Here is a 13,513-nt window from a genome sequence, read left to right on the forward strand (position 1 = left end):
AGACATCGTGACTGACATTCCCCTGCACGAGCAGACCCCCGAAAGCCGGGTGGACGTGCCCACCAGCGACACCCCCGAGGCGGCCCGAGAAGACGATCGGGACGCGGTTCCCGCCCCGGACGCCGCTCCCCTGGCTGCCCCTGCTGTGGCCCGCGATGCCGGCCAGGACGACGAGGAGGGCGCGGACGTCGAGGCCCCGCCCAAGGAGTCGGCCGCCGAGCGACTGGACGCCGAGGCCGATCTGGCCGCCGACTACCTCGAGGAGCTGCTCAACATCGCCGACATGGACGGCGACATCGACATCTTCGTCGAAGGCGGCCGGGCGCACGTGTCGATCGTCACCGACACCGATCAACTCGTCGGCAAGAACGGTGAGGTCCTGGACGCCCTCCAGGAGCTGGCCCGTCTGGTCGTCATGACCGAGACCGGGCACCGTTCACGACTCATGCTGGACATCGCCGGCCACCGCGAGCGCCGACGCATCGAGCTCACCGGGCTGGCCAAGGAGGCCATCGCTGAGGTCAAGGAAACCGGCGAGCAGGTGCGCATGGCGCCGATGAACCCCTTCGAGCGCAAGATCGTCCACGACATCGTCGCCAGCGAGGGTCTGGTCTCGGAGTCTGAAGGCGTGGAGCCAAACCGTCGGGTGATCATCCTCCCCTGATTCGGTGGTGGCGCAGTACGGATTCTGCGGCCGAGTTCTGACAGCAGCTCAGAGCTCGGCCGCTTTGTCTCCTCCGGCGTCATCGCGAACTGGAGGTGGCGGTCGCCTCGAGGCCGACCTTGGCGTTGACCTGCGGACCATCTCCCCACACGCTCTAGGCTGGGGGCGGAGGTACTCGGTGAGTGATCAGCTGGACGAGCAAGCGCGTGAGGTCGCTGTGGCGGTCTACGGGCCAAGGTTCGAGCACATTAGTCGCTATGTCGACATAGTGACTCGGCGCGGCATTGAGTGGGGGCTGCTGGGGCCTCGTGAACCTGAACGCATCTGGTCGCGACACATCTTGAACTGCGCCGCGCTCTCCGAGCTGCTCCCCCAGGGAACCGACGTCGTCGACATCGGCTCCGGCGCGGGACTTCCGGGACTCCCGGTGGCCATCCTGCGTCCAGACCTACGAGTCACTCTCGTCGAGTCCCTGAAGCGCCGCGCTGAGTTCCTCGACCTGGCCGTGGCCGAGTTGGGGCTGGGTGATCGAGTCCGTGTGATTCGAGGCCGGGCCGAGGAGCAGAAGCTCACCCCCGACGTCGTGACCTGTCGCGCCGTCGCTCCCCTGGACAAACTGGTCAGGTGGACCGCGCCTTATTTGCTTCCCCACGGCCAATTGATCGCCCTCAAGGGCGAGCGGGCTGAGGCCGAGGTCAATGAGCATGCCGCTGAGCTCGCGCGTCGTCGGTTGTCCGCCACGGTCATGTCGATCCGGGCGCACCAGCTGGCGGAGCCCACCCAGGCCGTTGTTGTTCGGAGAACCGCCTGACGCACCCGGCTGGGCGGCCGTTTCACGTGAAACACTCGACCCGCCCGGTGCGCTTCCCCCGGCGTCACACCGAGCCACTAGACTCCTGTCGTTGATGAGCGATCCCCCTGTCGCTCCAACTGGGAGGGTTCTGGATGGGCAAGAAGTCCAAGAAGAAGGATGGCGTTTCACGTGAAACACCAGAGATGGACAAGCCGCGGCGCCTGATGTACGAGACCGACGAGGAGCCGGAACCCCGGGCCGACACTCTGGCGTCGGGAGCCCCAGCCCTGGGGTCCCCCGCGAAGAACCAACGAGATGGGCATGAGGCAGTTTCACGTGAAACCCAGCTAGCACCGACACTCCCCCGCCCGAAGAGACCGCGCGTCATCGTGGTGGCGAACCAGAAGGGCGGCGTGGGAAAGACCACCAGCACGGTCAATCTGGCCGCCGCGCTCGCTCTTGGTGGACTCAAGGTGCTGGTCATTGATGCCGACCCGCAGGGCAACGCGTCCACCGCGCTCGGCGTTGATCATGAACCGGGCACGGAAGGAACCTACGAGGTCCTGCTTGAGGGAGCCTCTATCGACGACGTCGCCGTGCCCTCGCCAGAAGAGGGCCACCTCTGGGTCGTGCCCGCCACTATCGACCTCGCCGGAGCTGAGATCGAACTGGTTTCGGCCATGGGGCGAGAACAGCGACTGAACAAAGCCGTCCGCCACTACGTCGCCGAGAACGAGGTTGACTACGTGTTCCTGGACTGCCCACCGTCGCTGGGCCTGCTGACTCTCAACGCCCTTGTCGCGGCCACCGACATCCTTGTCCCCATCCAGTGCGAGTACTACGCGTTGGAGGGCCTGTCCCAGCTCATGAAGACGATCAACATCGTCAAGGGTGAGCTCAACGCGAACCTGAGACTGGGGACGGTACTCCTCACCATGTTCGATACTCGCAACAAGCTGGCGCATCAAGTAGCCGCCGAAGTCAGGCAGCACTTTCCCGAGGAGACGCTGACCACGCCGATTCCCCGATCTGTACGCATTTCGGAGGCGCCGAGCTATGGACTGACGGTGTTGAGTTACGACGGGCGTTCGGCCGGATCGCTGGCCTACCGAGAGGCCGCAGCAGAGATGGCGTCACGTGACGCGGGAAGGACGGAGTGATGGCAGGGAAGCAGAGCGGTCTCGGTCGCGGTTTGGGGGAGCTGTTCCGGCCCACCAGTGAGGCTGCCGAGTCTCAGGGCTCCATCAAGACAGCACCCGGGCCGGAGGCCGGAGAAGGCGGTCACGCGGGCACGGCGCCGCGCGAGCAGAACAGGCGTGGGAAAACCTCACCGCCGGATGACCGACCGTTGGAGTCCGCGCCACTCGAGGACGGCTCGACCTATGCCGAGATTCCGCTGAAGCTGGTGACACCCAATTCTCGTCAGCCGCGCACCGTTTTCGACGAGGATTCCCTGGAGGAGCTGTCCCAGTCCATCGCCGAAGTAGGCGTCCTGCAGCCAATCGTGGTGCGTCGCACCGAGGACGGCTACGAGTTGATCATGGGGGAGCGACGCCTACGGGCCTCCCTCCGCGCTGGCATGGAGACCATCCCGGCCATCGTTCGTGGCACGGACGACACCGACATGCTGCGCGATGCCCTGCTGGAGAACCTCCACCGTGCTGAGCTGAACCCCCTGGAGGAGGCCGCTGCCTACCAGCAGCTCCTTGACGACTTCAACTGCACCAAGGAGGAGCTGTCGACCCGGATCAAGCGGTCCCGGCCGCAGATCTCCAACACCCTGCGCCTGCTCAAGCTGCCGAGCCCGGTCCAGCGCCGGGTCGCGGCTGGAGTCCTCTCGGCCGGGCATGCGAGAGCATTGCTCGCTCTTGAAGACCCGCTGCAGCAGGAACGCCTGGCCCAGCGCATCGTGGCCGAGGGACTCTCCGTGCGCACTACCGAGGAGATAGTGGCATTGGGCAAGCAGGGGACCGTCGAGCCCCGGTCACGTCAGCCGCGTCCGCAATCGGACCGCGCCCTCAGACTCCAGGAAGAGCTCACTGACCACTTCGACACGAGGGTGAAGGTGACGGCCGGGAAGAACCGCGGTCGAATCGTCATCGAGTTCGGCGATCAAGACGATCTCGACCGGATCCTGCGGATCATCAACTCATAGACAAAGCTATTTGTCGACATAAGGCCAGGTGTCAGGCGATCCCATCACGCTCGAGCTTGGCGATTTTGGCCCGTACGTCCTTGGTCGCGGAGTGCTCAGCGACGAAGGACAGGAAGGGAACTGTGCCCGCGAGAGCGATAAGAGCCAGTCGCGTCCAGGACCAGCGGACGCGGCGTCCAAGATCAACAGCGGTGATGATCAGGAGCATGTAGAGCCAGCCGTGCGGAACACCGGTCCAGGTGACGACCCGGTCGTCGTTCCAGAGGTACTTCAGGGGCATCCCGATGCACACCAGGACGACCAAAAGGGTGCCCACCACCCAGGCCATGATCCGGTAGCGGGTGAGCGCGCCGCGGATGCCTTCGAGGTCGTCGGCGACGATGCTGTCCTCGGAGACGACCTGCGGGGGAGCGGTCTCCTCGGCTCCTGCGGGAAGCGGATCGACCGCTGCCTGGGCAGGATCTGCCTCGAGCGGTCGCTCGGGGTCGACGGGGTGCTGGGCCTGGTGGGGTGAGGTCACCCTGTGAGTCTATCCGGGCGTCTCATGCGTGTTTTCGGGTGCCTGCGGGAGCCCGGGGTCCTTGATGCTCCGTGCCCAGATGAAGGTCATGATCAGGGCAAAAACCGCGAAAACCCACCACTGGAGGGCGTATCCGGCGTTGCGCTGGTGGCCCTCACCCTCGGGAAGCACGACCTGGCTGGGGGTCAGGCTCTGCGCGGTCGCGTCCTCAGCGCCGAGGGTGAGGTAACCGTTGAGCAGGGGCGCGGGCCACTCCTGGGCCAGCCTCTCCAGCCGCACCTGCGGAATGCGGGGGGTCGGCAGCCCGGGGGATGGGTCACCGGTGACATCCTTCTGGGAGGGCATCAACAGGCCGGTTTGGGTCACGACCCCGGTCGGCGGCGAACTGGGCGTCTCCCTGGATGTCACCTGCCCGCGCACGATGGCGACGACGGTGCCGTCCTTGGCCCTGAAGGCGGTCACCACGGAGAGCGGTGGCTTCGTGCCCACGTAGTACTGGTACTCCGGGAGGTACTCGCCGGTCAGGGTCACCTGGCGGCCATAGAGTTCGGCAACCTGGGTGCCATGAGCCTTCGAGGGTAGCGGGACTGGTGCCAATGCGGCACGTTCCTCGTTGGCCTGGGCCCCCTGAGTACGGAAGGTGTTCGCCTGCCACAGCCCCAGGAAAACCATGATCGTCGCGATGATGACACCGACGAGCAAGACCAGCAGTCGCTTGAGTCGAACCATGATCAACGCTCGGCGGCAGCAACCACGAGGCGGCTCATCTCAGCGCCCAGGTCGAGCCCAGCGGCCTCCAATGCCAGCGGAACCAGGGAGGTCTCCGTCATGCCGGGGGAGACGTTGCTCTCCAGGAAGACCGGTTCGCCGTCCTTGTTGATCATGATGTCGATGCGGTGGACGCCATCGAGCCCGAGTGCGTGGTGCACTGTCCTGGCCATCGCCTCGCACTTGGCGGCGGTCTCCGCTGAGATCTCTGCGGGCACCAGGAAGCGGGTGGCGCCAGCGGTGTAGCGGGCCTCGTAGTCGTAGACACCGGAATCGGGCCGGATCTCCACCGCTGGCAGCACGCGCACGTCATCACCGCAGGCGACGACCGCGACGGCGACCTCGGTGCCCTCGATGAACTCCTCCACCACCGTCTCAGTGCCGTAGGCATAGGCGCCGACCATGGCGCTGGGCAGTTCGTCGGTGCTGTCGACGCGGGAGCACCCCAGGGCCGAGCCGGAGCGGGCAGGCTTCACCATCAGGGGGAAGCCCATGGACTCGGCGATGGAGTCCACCAGCGCGGCAGCGCCCAGCTCACGGAAGACCTCATGGGGCAACACCACCTGCTTGGGCACAGTCACTCCGCGGCGTGCCAGCACCGGGGTCGCGATGGACTTGTCCCAGGCCAGTCGTGAGGCGCGTCCGTCGGACCCGACGTAGCGGGCGCCAACCAGGTCGAAGACCTCTCGCAGGGCGCCATCCTCACCGACGCCGCCGTGCAGCATCGAGACCACCACGGCATCGGGATTGGATCGCAGGAGGTCCACCAGACCGGAGCCGATGTCGGACTCGATCACCTCGTGTCCCTGTTCCCGCAGTGCCATCGTCACCCGTCGTCCGGACCTGATGGACACGTCGCGCTCATGGGACAGCCCTCCTGACAGCACGATGACCCGGGGCAGGGGAGTGGTCTGCTCGCTCATGGTTCCCTCTCTCACGGACGTGGGGCAGTCACTGGACGTTCGGGCCGGGCGCACCGTGATCAATCTGGCGGCGTCCGGTGTTGCCGCGCAGGCCGAAGGTGTCGCGCAGCTCGAGTTCCTGGTTCATCACGGCTGCCAGTCGCCGCACGCCTTCGCGGATCTTCTCCGGGGTGGGGTAGCAGTAGGACAGGCGGATGTTGCGGGTGCCGAAGCCGTCGGCGTAGAAGGCATTGCCGGGCACGAAGGCGACGCGTCCGGAGATGCCGCGGGGCAGCATGGCCTGAGCGTCCAGACCCTCGGGCAGGGTGAGCCAGACGAAGAAGCCGCCTGCCGGGTGAGTCCATTCGGTGCCCGGGGGCATGAACTCCTCCAGCGCCTGCAGCATCGCGTCCCGTCGGGCCCGGTACATGTCGCGGAAGGAGACGATCTGTCCCTTCCAGTCATGCTGGTCGAGGTAGGCGGCCACCGCGTACTGACTGAAGACCGGCGGCGACAGGACGGCAGCCTCCTGGGCGAGGAGCAGCTTCTCGCGGACGGCATGTGGCGCGAGCACCCAGCCCACGCGGAAGCCGGGTGCGAAGGTCTTGGAGAAGGAACCGAGGTAGATGACGCGGTCGGCTTCCATGGAGCGCATCGCCGGCATCGGGTCACCATCGAGGGTGAGCAGGCCGTAGGGGTTGTCCTCCACGATCAGGATGTCAAGGTCCTGGGCGACCTGGATCAACTCGCGGCGTCGCTCCAGTGTCTGGGTGATCCCGGAGGGGTTGTTGAAGTTGGGGATCGTGTACAGGAACTTCGCCTGGCGCCCGCTGGCCTTGACGGCTGCGACGGCCGCGCGCAGGGCATCGGGTTGCAGGCCGTTGTCATCCATCCCGACGTGGACCACGTCGGTCTCATAGCTGGCGAAGGTGCTGAGCGCACCGACGTAACTCGGCGCCTCGGCCAGGATCACATCGCCCGGGTCGCAGAAGATGCGGGTGACCAGGTCCAGTGCCTGCTGGGAGCCGACGGTCACCACCACGTCGTCGGGGTGGGCCTGGATGCCCTCCAGCGCCATCACCTCGCAGATCTTCTCCCGCATGAACGGTTCGCCCTGGCCCGAGCCGTACTGCATGGCCATCGCACCCTGGTTCATCACCACGCTGTCCATGGCCTGGGCCACCACGTTCAATGGGAGGTCCACGATGTTCGGCATGCCACCGGCCAGCGAGACCACCTCAGGACGTGAGGCCACCGAGAACAGCGAACGCACCGCCGAGGCGCGCAGCCCCATCGCACGGTCGGCGTAGTGGTTGACGTAGCGGTCCAGCCGGGTGTCGTGACGCTGACCGCTCGCTCGTGCCACTGCTGCCGCCTGGTCCGGGGTGTCGGGGTGGGGCAGGTCAGGCTGAAGCGATTCGGGTTCGGTCACAGGTCCAACTTTGCCCCACCGGGGCAAGTGCCGCGAACAGGGGGTCAACGCTGAACGTGGGCTGAATGCCACGCCCCAAGACACAGAATGACAAGCCAGGTGATGAGGGACGCCCATGCATACGAGCGCGGGACGGGAATCGTGAGGCGCACGGATTCGCCGTGGTAGATCAGCCGCCACAAGCCGCCCAAGGGATGTGTGATGGGGAACCACGGCGTGCCGAAATCCTTGAGCGTCATCAGGGCAATGAACGAGAGCAGCAGGAGAGCCAGGAGCAAGAGAGCATGTCGACCGGAGAAGCGGGAAAGGGCGACGCTGGCGGCGGCAAGAACAACTGACGTCGACACGGCGATGACCAGGGTGGCCAAGGGTCGCGACGCCGACGCGAGGCCGCTGGGTCGGTACGCGCCAGTCGTCAGAGAGGCGCCCACTCCAACAATCGTTGCCACGGTAGCTGCAGCCGGGGCGAAACCCGGTGAAAGGCCCAGAGAGACCACAAGATCCCGCCAGCGTCGGGGTGCCAGTCGCAGCCCGGCGAGTCGGGCCTCGCGGACCAGTCCTGCGTCCGTGTCACCTCCCAGGCAGACGCAGGTGATCAGCATCACCCATGCATACGCAAGCCCATCATCTGGCTTGAGCGGCAGACAGATTGCCGACAGCCTCTGGTGGTGGGTTGCGTTCCCAGTGCGTCAGCTGCTGGACGATGTCGGGCAACGCCCAGGACCGCCACGTGACGGTGCGGTCCAGCCTCAAGACCAGGCGTTGTGCACCGGCGGGAAGGTAGTTGACCTGGGTACACGGCTCGAAACCGATCTTCAGCAGCCACTCAGAGGGGGGAGTGGCGCACTGGTGCGCAGCCCGCCCGCCCGCAGCCAACATCAAGGTCTCGCGGCCGACGAGCCGCGCTGCGACGCTCTGAACCAGTTGCTTGCCGGCTCCAGTCCGTCGCATTGCGTGGGACACGTGCAGGGCGAGAAGAGTTGCCATGTGGGTGGCCTCGCTGGCGTCTGCGCGCGTTACCAGCGGGTGGTCCTCGGGCAGTGAACCTTGGGGGCAGAGCAGCAGCCAGGTGTCATGCCCCAGACCCACACCACACAAACCCCAGCGATCCATGGACGCCCTGGCCCAGCGGGCATGGGGGTCGAGTTCCTCGCGGCCCTCGCCACCGCAGCCGCAGTCGGGGCAGGGGGAGAGCCCAGCCAGGTCGGCCGGCGTCAGCGTCCGAACTCTGCGCAGGCCCATGGACGTCCCTCAGCCAGCCATCTGGTCGGCGATCCTGCGGGTCAGCGCCATCAGGTCGGTGCGTGACATGTCGACGGTCGAGAGCACGAGGATGCCGGTGTTGTCGCGGATCAGCGAGCAGCCGTCGTTGTTGTTGTCGCCGCTGACCCCGCACATGCCGTCCTCCACCGGGGCGACCACGTTCATGTTCAGGTCCTGCATGAAGACCTTGCCATCGGTGTAGGGACGCGCCACCAGCAGCACAAAGGCAGGCTGCCCACCCTTCGAATAGGTCGCTGACAAGGTGGTCTTCCCGTCCACACCCTTGGTGGGAGTGTTGCCCTGGTTGGCATCGCGGGAGTACTCACCGACCTGCAGGGGCAACTCGAGCTTGAACGGGGGTCGGGTCGGAGCGACCGTCTGGGTGCTGATGGTCTCGGGGGTGTAGCGGCTGACCAGGTAGCCGCCGATCGCTGCCACTCCGACCACGAGGGCCGAGATGATCAGCCCGATCAGCAGGCCACGGTGGCGCGGGGAGACCGGTTCGGCGGCTCGAGCAGGCCCGCGCCGGCGGCCACGAAGCCGGGACGCTCCCTGGGGCGCGGTTGTCGGCTCCGATGCGGCCGAGGGCACGGGCTCGGTGCCCTCGGCCACTGCCGGGGCGTCCGAGGGGCTGGAGACGTGGCGCCAGCTCGACCCGTCGTTGCTGGACATGCTCAGAGGTACTCGTCCAGGGCCTTGACCAGCGCGGCCTTCGACTTGGCCCCGGTCAGGGACTTCACGACCTCACCACCGACCCACAGCTGCAGGGTCGGCAGGCTCATGATGCCCTGAGAGGCCGGCACCTGGGTGTTGGAGTTGGTGTCCATCTTCACGAAGGTGATCTTGTCGCCGTGCTCGGCAGCCAGCTCATCGACGATCGGGGAGAGCTGCTTGCAGGGGGAGCACCAGTCGGCCCAGTAGTCGACCAGCACCGGCTTGGCGGACTTCACGACGGTGTCGGTGAAGGTGGCATCGGTGACGTCGGCAACATTCGACATGGGAATTCCTTTCGTCGCGCCCATCCTAGGGCGGGGGAGTGGGTTCAGGACTCGCTGGTGACCGGCTCGCCGGTGGCGGGGTCGGGGGTCTGTGCGGTCTCGACGGGTGAATCGGCCAGCTCGGCCAGGTAGCGCTCGGCGTCCAGGGCGGCCTGGCAACCGGTGCCGGCGGCGGTGATGGCCTGGCGGTAGGTGTGGTCGACCAGGTCACCGCAGGCGAAGACGCCGGGCAGGTTGGTCTGGGTGGTGGGGTGCTGGACCAGCACGTAGCCAGCGGGGTCGAGGTCGACCTGCCCCTTGAACAGCTCGCTGCGCGGGTCGTGGCCAATGGCGACGAAGAGCCCGTCGGCGGGGAAGCTGCTCTCTTCACCAGTCTCGGTGTTGCGGACGCGGATGCCGGTCAGCTTGTTCTCACCCTCCAGCCCGATGATCTCGGAGTTCCACAGCGGGTCGATCTTCGGGTCTGCCATCACCCGGTCGGCCATGATCTTGGACGCCCGCAGCTCGTCGCGGCGATGGATCAGCGTCAGCTCCTTGGCGAAGCGGGTGAGGAAGGTGGCCTCCTCGGCGGCGGAGTCGCCACCGCCGACCACGGCGACGTTCTTGTCACGGAAGAAGAAGCCGTCACAGGTGGCGCACCAGGAGACACCTCGCCCGGACAGGCGGTCCTCATCGGGCAGTCCGAGGCGGCGGTAGCCCGACCCGGTCGCCAGGATCACCGCGTGGGCGCGGTACACCTCGCCCTCGGAGGTCGTGACGGTCTTGACGGTGTCGGTCAGCTCGACCTCGATCGCGTCATCGGTGATGATCTGGGCGCCGAAGCGTTCGGCCTGGGCGCGCATGTTGGCCATCAGCTCGGGGCCCATGATCCCCTCGGTGAAACCGGGGAAGTTCTCCACCTCGGTGGTGTTCATCAGCGCGCCGCCGGATTCGGTGGCTCCCTCGATGACCAGCGGCTTCAGCTGGGCACGGGCGGTGTAGATCGCCGCCGTCCACCCTGCCGGTCCGGATCCGACGATGATGACGTCGCGGATGTCCTCGCTCATGGAATGTTCCACCTTCTGATCGCGTATGCCCGTCCGAGTCTAGTCGGCGGTAATCTGGCCCCTCGGTAACGTCGAAGTCGTCGTAGGCATTCCCCTGAGACCCTGACTCGCCCTAGCATGACCGGCATGACCGTGAACTCCCGCCGGCGGCTCGCCGCGCTGCTCATCGTTCCCCTGATGTTTGCCTTTCAGGGCGCCTCGAAGAGTGACATCGTCCTGGAGGTCAAGAACGAGAATGAGGTGACGGTGGGTGCCGACATCTCCGTCGACTCCGCCACCGCGTCCGCTGGAAAGGTGACGAAGGACACGATCTGCGGCTCGACCAAGGAGATGGAGAAGGACTTCAACAACGTGAAGTCCGAGCCCTACGAGGAGGGTGGCCGCCTCGGGTGCAAGGTGTCCGGCACCACCTCGCTCGCCAAGATGAACGACGGCAAGGGGATGACGATCCACAAGACCGACGACGGCTGGGAGCTTAAGTGGGACAACTCCGGCATGAAGCAGAAGAGCTCATCGAGCCTGTTCTCCTTCGACCAGTCGATGAGTGTCACCTTCCCCGGCAAGGTCACCGAGCAGGACGGCTCGGGCAAGGTCCAGGGACGCACCATCACCTGGACCAGCGGCCCGGACACCAACGATGACCTCTGGGCCAAGGCCAAGGACAAGGGCTTCCCGATCCTCCCCGTGCTCCTGGGCGTCGCCGCCCTGGCCGCTCTCGGTGCGCTCGCCTGGTTCCTGATGAACCGCAAGAAGCCCCAGCAGCCCTCCGGCTACGGTCAGCCCGGATACGGTGCTCCCCAGCAGTTCGGCCAGCCCCAGCCCTATGGCCAGCAGCCGTACAGCCAGCCCCAGCAGGGTTATGGCCAGCCCCAGCAGGGTTACGGGCAGCAGCCCCCGCAGCAGTACGGCCAGCCTCCCCAGGGTTACGGGCAGCCCCAGCAGGGCTACGGTCAGCAGCAGCCGCCCCAGCAGTACGGGCAACAGCCTTGGGGCCAGCAGTCCGCGCCCCAGCCGCCCCAGCAGTACGGCCAGCAGCCGCCGAGCGGGTGGGGCCAGTGACCTGGTTGCCCGGTCGTGATCGCCGCGCGGAAGCCCATCCGGGTCCGCGCGGCGATTCCCGTGTCACCGGCCGGAGCGTGGTCGTCGTCGGCGGCGGCATCGCCGGGCTGTCTGCAGCCGTCGAACTCGCCGAACGCGGCGTCCAGGTGACGTTGCTGGAGCGCGAATCCCAGCTCGGCGGCAGGGTGGCCTCCTGGCAGGTCGATGTCTCCGGCGAGTGGACGCCGATGAGTCGTGGCTTCCACGCCTTCTTCCGGCAGTACTACCAGTTGCGCGCCCTGCTGCGCCGCGCCGACCCCACCCTGTCCCGCCTGCGCCCGGTGGCCGACTACCCGCTGATGCTGCGCGGCGGACCACGGGATTCCTTCGCGAAGGTCGCCCGCACCCCACCGTTCAACCTGGTGACCTTCGTCCTCCAGTCACCCAGCTTCCCGCTGTCGGCCCTGCGCTCCGTCGACGTGGACGCCGCCCTGGGCCTGCTGGACGTGCGTTTCCCGCAGACCTTCACCGACCACGACGGCATCAGTGCCGCCCAGGTGCTCGACCGGCTGCGCTTCCCCCAGTCAGCCCGCCACCTGGCCCTCGAAGTCTTCGCGCGAAGCTTCTTCGCCGACCCGAGCGAGTTCTCCGGCGGCGAACTGGTGGCCATGTTCCACACCTACTTCGTCGGCTCCGCCGAGGGCCTGCTCTTCGACGTCAGCGCCGACGACTTCGACACTGCCCTGTGGACGCCCCTGGCCGGCCACCTGCGCACGCTCGGCGCCGGCATCCGGCTGGGCACCGAGGCAGTCTCGATGGAGGACACCGGCCGGGGCGTCCGGGTGCACACCGGCGGACCCGAGGGGCACCGAGGTGAGATCGAGGCAGACGCCGTGGTGCTCGCGACCGACGTGCGTCCCCTGCAGGGGCTGGTGGCAGCCAGCCCCAGCCTGGGTGATGCTGGCTGGCGTGACCGCATCGCCTCCCTGCGCACCGCCCCCCGCTTCGCGGTCTGGCGACGCTGGTACGACCGGCCGGTTGCTCCCGGGAGCCCCGACTTCCTGGGCACCAGCAACTACGGCATGCTCGACAACGTCTCGATGGTGCACCAGTTCGAGGACTCCGCGCGGGACTGGGCGGAGCGTCACGGGGGTAGCGTGGTCGAGCTGCACGCCTATGCGATCCCCGAGGACGCGACCCATGAGCAGGTGCGAGCCGATCTCGCCGCCAACCAGGACCTGCTGCATCCCGAACTGGTCGGTGCTCGGGTGCTGGGGGAGGAGTGGCTCGTCCGCCATGACTGTCCTCTGGTTGACACCTCGCCCTGGCAGGAGCGACCGGGCGTCGCCACCCCCTCAGAGCGGGTGGTTCTGGCCGGGGACGGTATCCGCTGCGACTACCCGGTGGCGCTGATGGAACGGGCGGCCACCACCGGGGTCCTGGCCGCGAATCACCTGCTCGCGCAGTGGGGTGGGGCTGGCACCACGATCTGGACTGCGCCGACGCGACCACGGTTCCCCGGAGTGGGGGGCCTGCGAAAGTTGGTCCGAAAGCTCCCGCGGGAATCAACTACTTGATACTTTCGCCGCATGACAGACCCGGAGGACTGGATCAGGACATCGACCTACTGCTCGATGGTCCACATCGGCCAGCAGCTGACCCACGAGATCTCCCCGGACCTGCAACGCCTCGGCATCGACCCCACGCTCTACCTCACCCTCGGGCAGGTGCTGCACCACCCCGGCGTCACACCGGCCGACCTGGCGCGGCACTGCCACATGACCCCGCAGGCCACCGGCGAGGTGCTGCGCCGCGCCGAGGAGCGCGGCCTGGTCAACCGGGAGGGGGAGCGGGGCCGAGGCCGGCGCACCCACGTGCAGTTGACCGAGGCCGGACGCACGCTGCTCGAGGCGGGCTGGCCCGTCGTGCACGGC

Annotated in this window: 15 protein-coding genes and 1 pseudogene; 7 read left to right on the top strand and 9 right to left on the bottom strand. The window is 67.1% G+C overall.

What is annotated here, in order from left to right; all coding sequences use genetic code 11:
- Positions 1 to 55: 55 nt before the first annotated feature.
- The 4 genes from M3G03_RS00540 to M3G03_RS00555 all read left to right on the top strand — a co-directional run bounded on the left by M3G03_RS00540 (position 56) and on the right by M3G03_RS00555 (position 3,612).
- Positions 56 to 664 (top strand): R3H domain-containing nucleic acid-binding protein, encoded by a 609-nt coding sequence (locus M3G03_RS00540; protein ID WP_259807888.1) that lies wholly within the window; start codon positions 56 to 58, stop codon positions 662 to 664.
- Between the two features lie 178 nt (positions 665 to 842).
- Entirely contained in the window at positions 843 to 1,475 is a 633-nt protein-coding gene (rsmG, locus tag M3G03_RS00545; RefSeq protein ID WP_259807311.1) for a 16S rRNA (guanine(527)-N(7))-methyltransferase RsmG, read from the top strand.
- A gap of 206 nt (positions 1,476 to 1,681) precedes the next feature.
- Entirely contained in the window at positions 1,682 to 2,617 is a 936-nt protein-coding gene (locus M3G03_RS00550) for a ParA family protein (RefSeq protein WP_396121854.1), read from the top strand.
- Complete coding sequence (locus tag M3G03_RS00555) at positions 2,617 to 3,612, top strand: ParB/RepB/Spo0J family partition protein (protein WP_259807312.1); 996 nt, start codon at positions 2,617 to 2,619, stop codon at positions 3,610 to 3,612. Before M3G03_RS00550 ends, M3G03_RS00555 begins: the two co-directional genes overlap by 1 nt.
- 31 nt (positions 3,613 to 3,643) lie before the next feature.
- Here the strand turns inward: M3G03_RS00555 and M3G03_RS00560 are convergent, their stop codons facing one another.
- The 9 genes from M3G03_RS00560 to trxB all read right to left on the bottom strand — a co-directional run bounded on the left by M3G03_RS00560 (position 3,644) and on the right by trxB (position 10,541).
- Entirely contained in the window at positions 3,644 to 4,132 is a 489-nt protein-coding gene (locus tag M3G03_RS00560) for a DUF3817 domain-containing protein (RefSeq protein ID WP_259807313.1), read from the bottom strand.
- Between the two features lie 9 nt (positions 4,133 to 4,141).
- Entirely contained in the window at positions 4,142 to 4,861 is a 720-nt protein-coding gene (locus tag M3G03_RS00565) for an SURF1 family protein (protein WP_259807314.1), read from the bottom strand.
- Positions 4,862 to 4,863: 2 nt separating this feature from the next.
- On the bottom strand, positions 4,864 to 5,823 hold the full coding sequence (locus M3G03_RS00570; RefSeq protein WP_259807315.1) for a D-alanine--D-alanine ligase: 960 nt from the start codon (positions 5,821 to 5,823) through the stop codon (positions 4,864 to 4,866).
- A 28-nt stretch (positions 5,824 to 5,851) separates the two neighbouring features.
- The gene (locus M3G03_RS00575) at positions 5,852 to 7,204 is read right to left on the bottom strand and encodes a PLP-dependent aminotransferase family protein (RefSeq protein WP_396121855.1); all 1,353 of its coding nucleotides are present in this window, start codon (positions 7,202 to 7,204) and stop codon (positions 5,852 to 5,854) included.
- A 74-nt stretch (positions 7,205 to 7,278) separates the two neighbouring features.
- Positions 7,279 to 7,602, bottom strand: coding sequence for a hypothetical protein (locus M3G03_RS00580; protein WP_259807316.1), 324 nt, complete (start codon positions 7,600 to 7,602; stop codon positions 7,279 to 7,281).
- Positions 7,603 to 7,858: 256 nt separating this feature from the next.
- The gene (locus M3G03_RS00585) at positions 7,859 to 8,476 is read right to left on the bottom strand and encodes a hypothetical protein (RefSeq protein WP_259807317.1); all 618 of its coding nucleotides are present in this window, start codon (positions 8,474 to 8,476) and stop codon (positions 7,859 to 7,861) included.
- 9 nt (positions 8,477 to 8,485) lie between these two features.
- On the bottom strand, positions 8,486 to 9,169 hold the full coding sequence (locus M3G03_RS00590; protein WP_259807319.1) for a hypothetical protein: 684 nt from the start codon (positions 9,167 to 9,169) through the stop codon (positions 8,486 to 8,488).
- A gap of 2 nt (positions 9,170 to 9,171) precedes the next feature.
- Positions 9,172 to 9,495, bottom strand: a complete 324-nt coding sequence (gene trxA / locus M3G03_RS00595; RefSeq protein ID WP_259807321.1) for a thioredoxin — start codon at positions 9,493 to 9,495, stop codon at positions 9,172 to 9,174.
- Positions 9,496 to 9,539: 44 nt separating this feature from the next.
- A complete protein-coding gene (trxB, locus tag M3G03_RS00600) occupies positions 9,540 to 10,541 on the bottom strand; it encodes a thioredoxin-disulfide reductase (protein ID WP_259807323.1) in 1,002 nt (333 codons plus the stop codon).
- Between the two features lie 126 nt (positions 10,542 to 10,667).
- Here trxB and M3G03_RS00605 point away from each other — a divergent pair, with 126 nt between their 5' ends.
- The 3 genes and pseudogenes from M3G03_RS00605 to M3G03_RS12825 form a co-directional block, all read left to right on the top strand.
- Positions 10,668 to 11,600 carry an LppM family (lipo)protein gene (locus M3G03_RS00605; RefSeq protein WP_259807325.1) on the top strand — a complete coding sequence of 311 codons (933 nt, stop codon included), beginning with the start codon at positions 10,668 to 10,670 and terminating at the stop codon, positions 11,598 to 11,600.
- Positions 11,597 to 13,156, top strand: a complete 1,560-nt coding sequence (locus tag M3G03_RS00610; RefSeq protein ID WP_311197427.1) for an FAD-dependent oxidoreductase — start codon at positions 11,597 to 11,599, stop codon at positions 13,154 to 13,156. The genes M3G03_RS00605 and M3G03_RS00610 overlap by 4 nt, the downstream gene beginning before the upstream one ends.
- Positions 13,157 to 13,213: 57 nt before the next feature.
- Positions 13,214 to 13,435: pseudogene (locus M3G03_RS12825) on the top strand (MarR family winged helix-turn-helix transcriptional regulator); the annotation flags it as partial.
- Positions 13,436 to 13,513 lie beyond the last annotated feature (78 nt).

Source organism: Aestuariimicrobium sp. p3-SID1156, from assembly GCF_025144225.1.
Lineage (GTDB): Bacteria > Actinomycetota > Actinomycetes > Propionibacteriales > Propionibacteriaceae > Aestuariimicrobium.

What these genes read in the sequence shown, in the direction of transcription:
- trxB (WP_259807323.1), bottom strand. Translation starts at nt 10,541, where the DNA reads ATGAGCGAGGACATCCGCGACGTCATCATCGTCGGATCCGGACCGGCA.
- M3G03_RS00550 (WP_396121854.1), top strand. Translation starts at nt 1,682, where the DNA reads ATGTACGAGACCGACGAGGAGCCGGAACCCCGGGCCGACACTCTGGCG.
- M3G03_RS00565 (WP_259807314.1), bottom strand. Translation starts at nt 4,861, where the DNA reads ATGGTTCGACTCAAGCGACTGCTGGTCTTGCTCGTCGGTGTCATCATC.
- trxA (WP_259807321.1), bottom strand. Translation starts at nt 9,495, where the DNA reads ATGTCGAATGTTGCCGACGTCACCGATGCCACCTTCACCGACACCGTC.
- M3G03_RS00570 (WP_259807315.1), bottom strand. Translation starts at nt 5,823, where the DNA reads ATGAGCGAGCAGACCACTCCCCTGCCCCGGGTCATCGTGCTGTCAGGA.
- M3G03_RS00585 (WP_259807317.1), bottom strand. Translation starts at nt 8,476, where the DNA reads ATGGGCCTGCGCAGAGTTCGGACGCTGACGCCGGCCGACCTGGCTGGG.
- M3G03_RS00555 (WP_259807312.1), top strand. Translation starts at nt 2,617, where the DNA reads ATGGCAGGGAAGCAGAGCGGTCTCGGTCGCGGTTTGGGGGAGCTGTTC.
- M3G03_RS00605 (WP_259807325.1), top strand. Translation starts at nt 10,668, where the DNA reads ATGACCGTGAACTCCCGCCGGCGGCTCGCCGCGCTGCTCATCGTTCCC.
- M3G03_RS00590 (WP_259807319.1), bottom strand. Translation starts at nt 9,169, where the DNA reads ATGTCCAGCAACGACGGGTCGAGCTGGCGCCACGTCTCCAGCCCCTCG.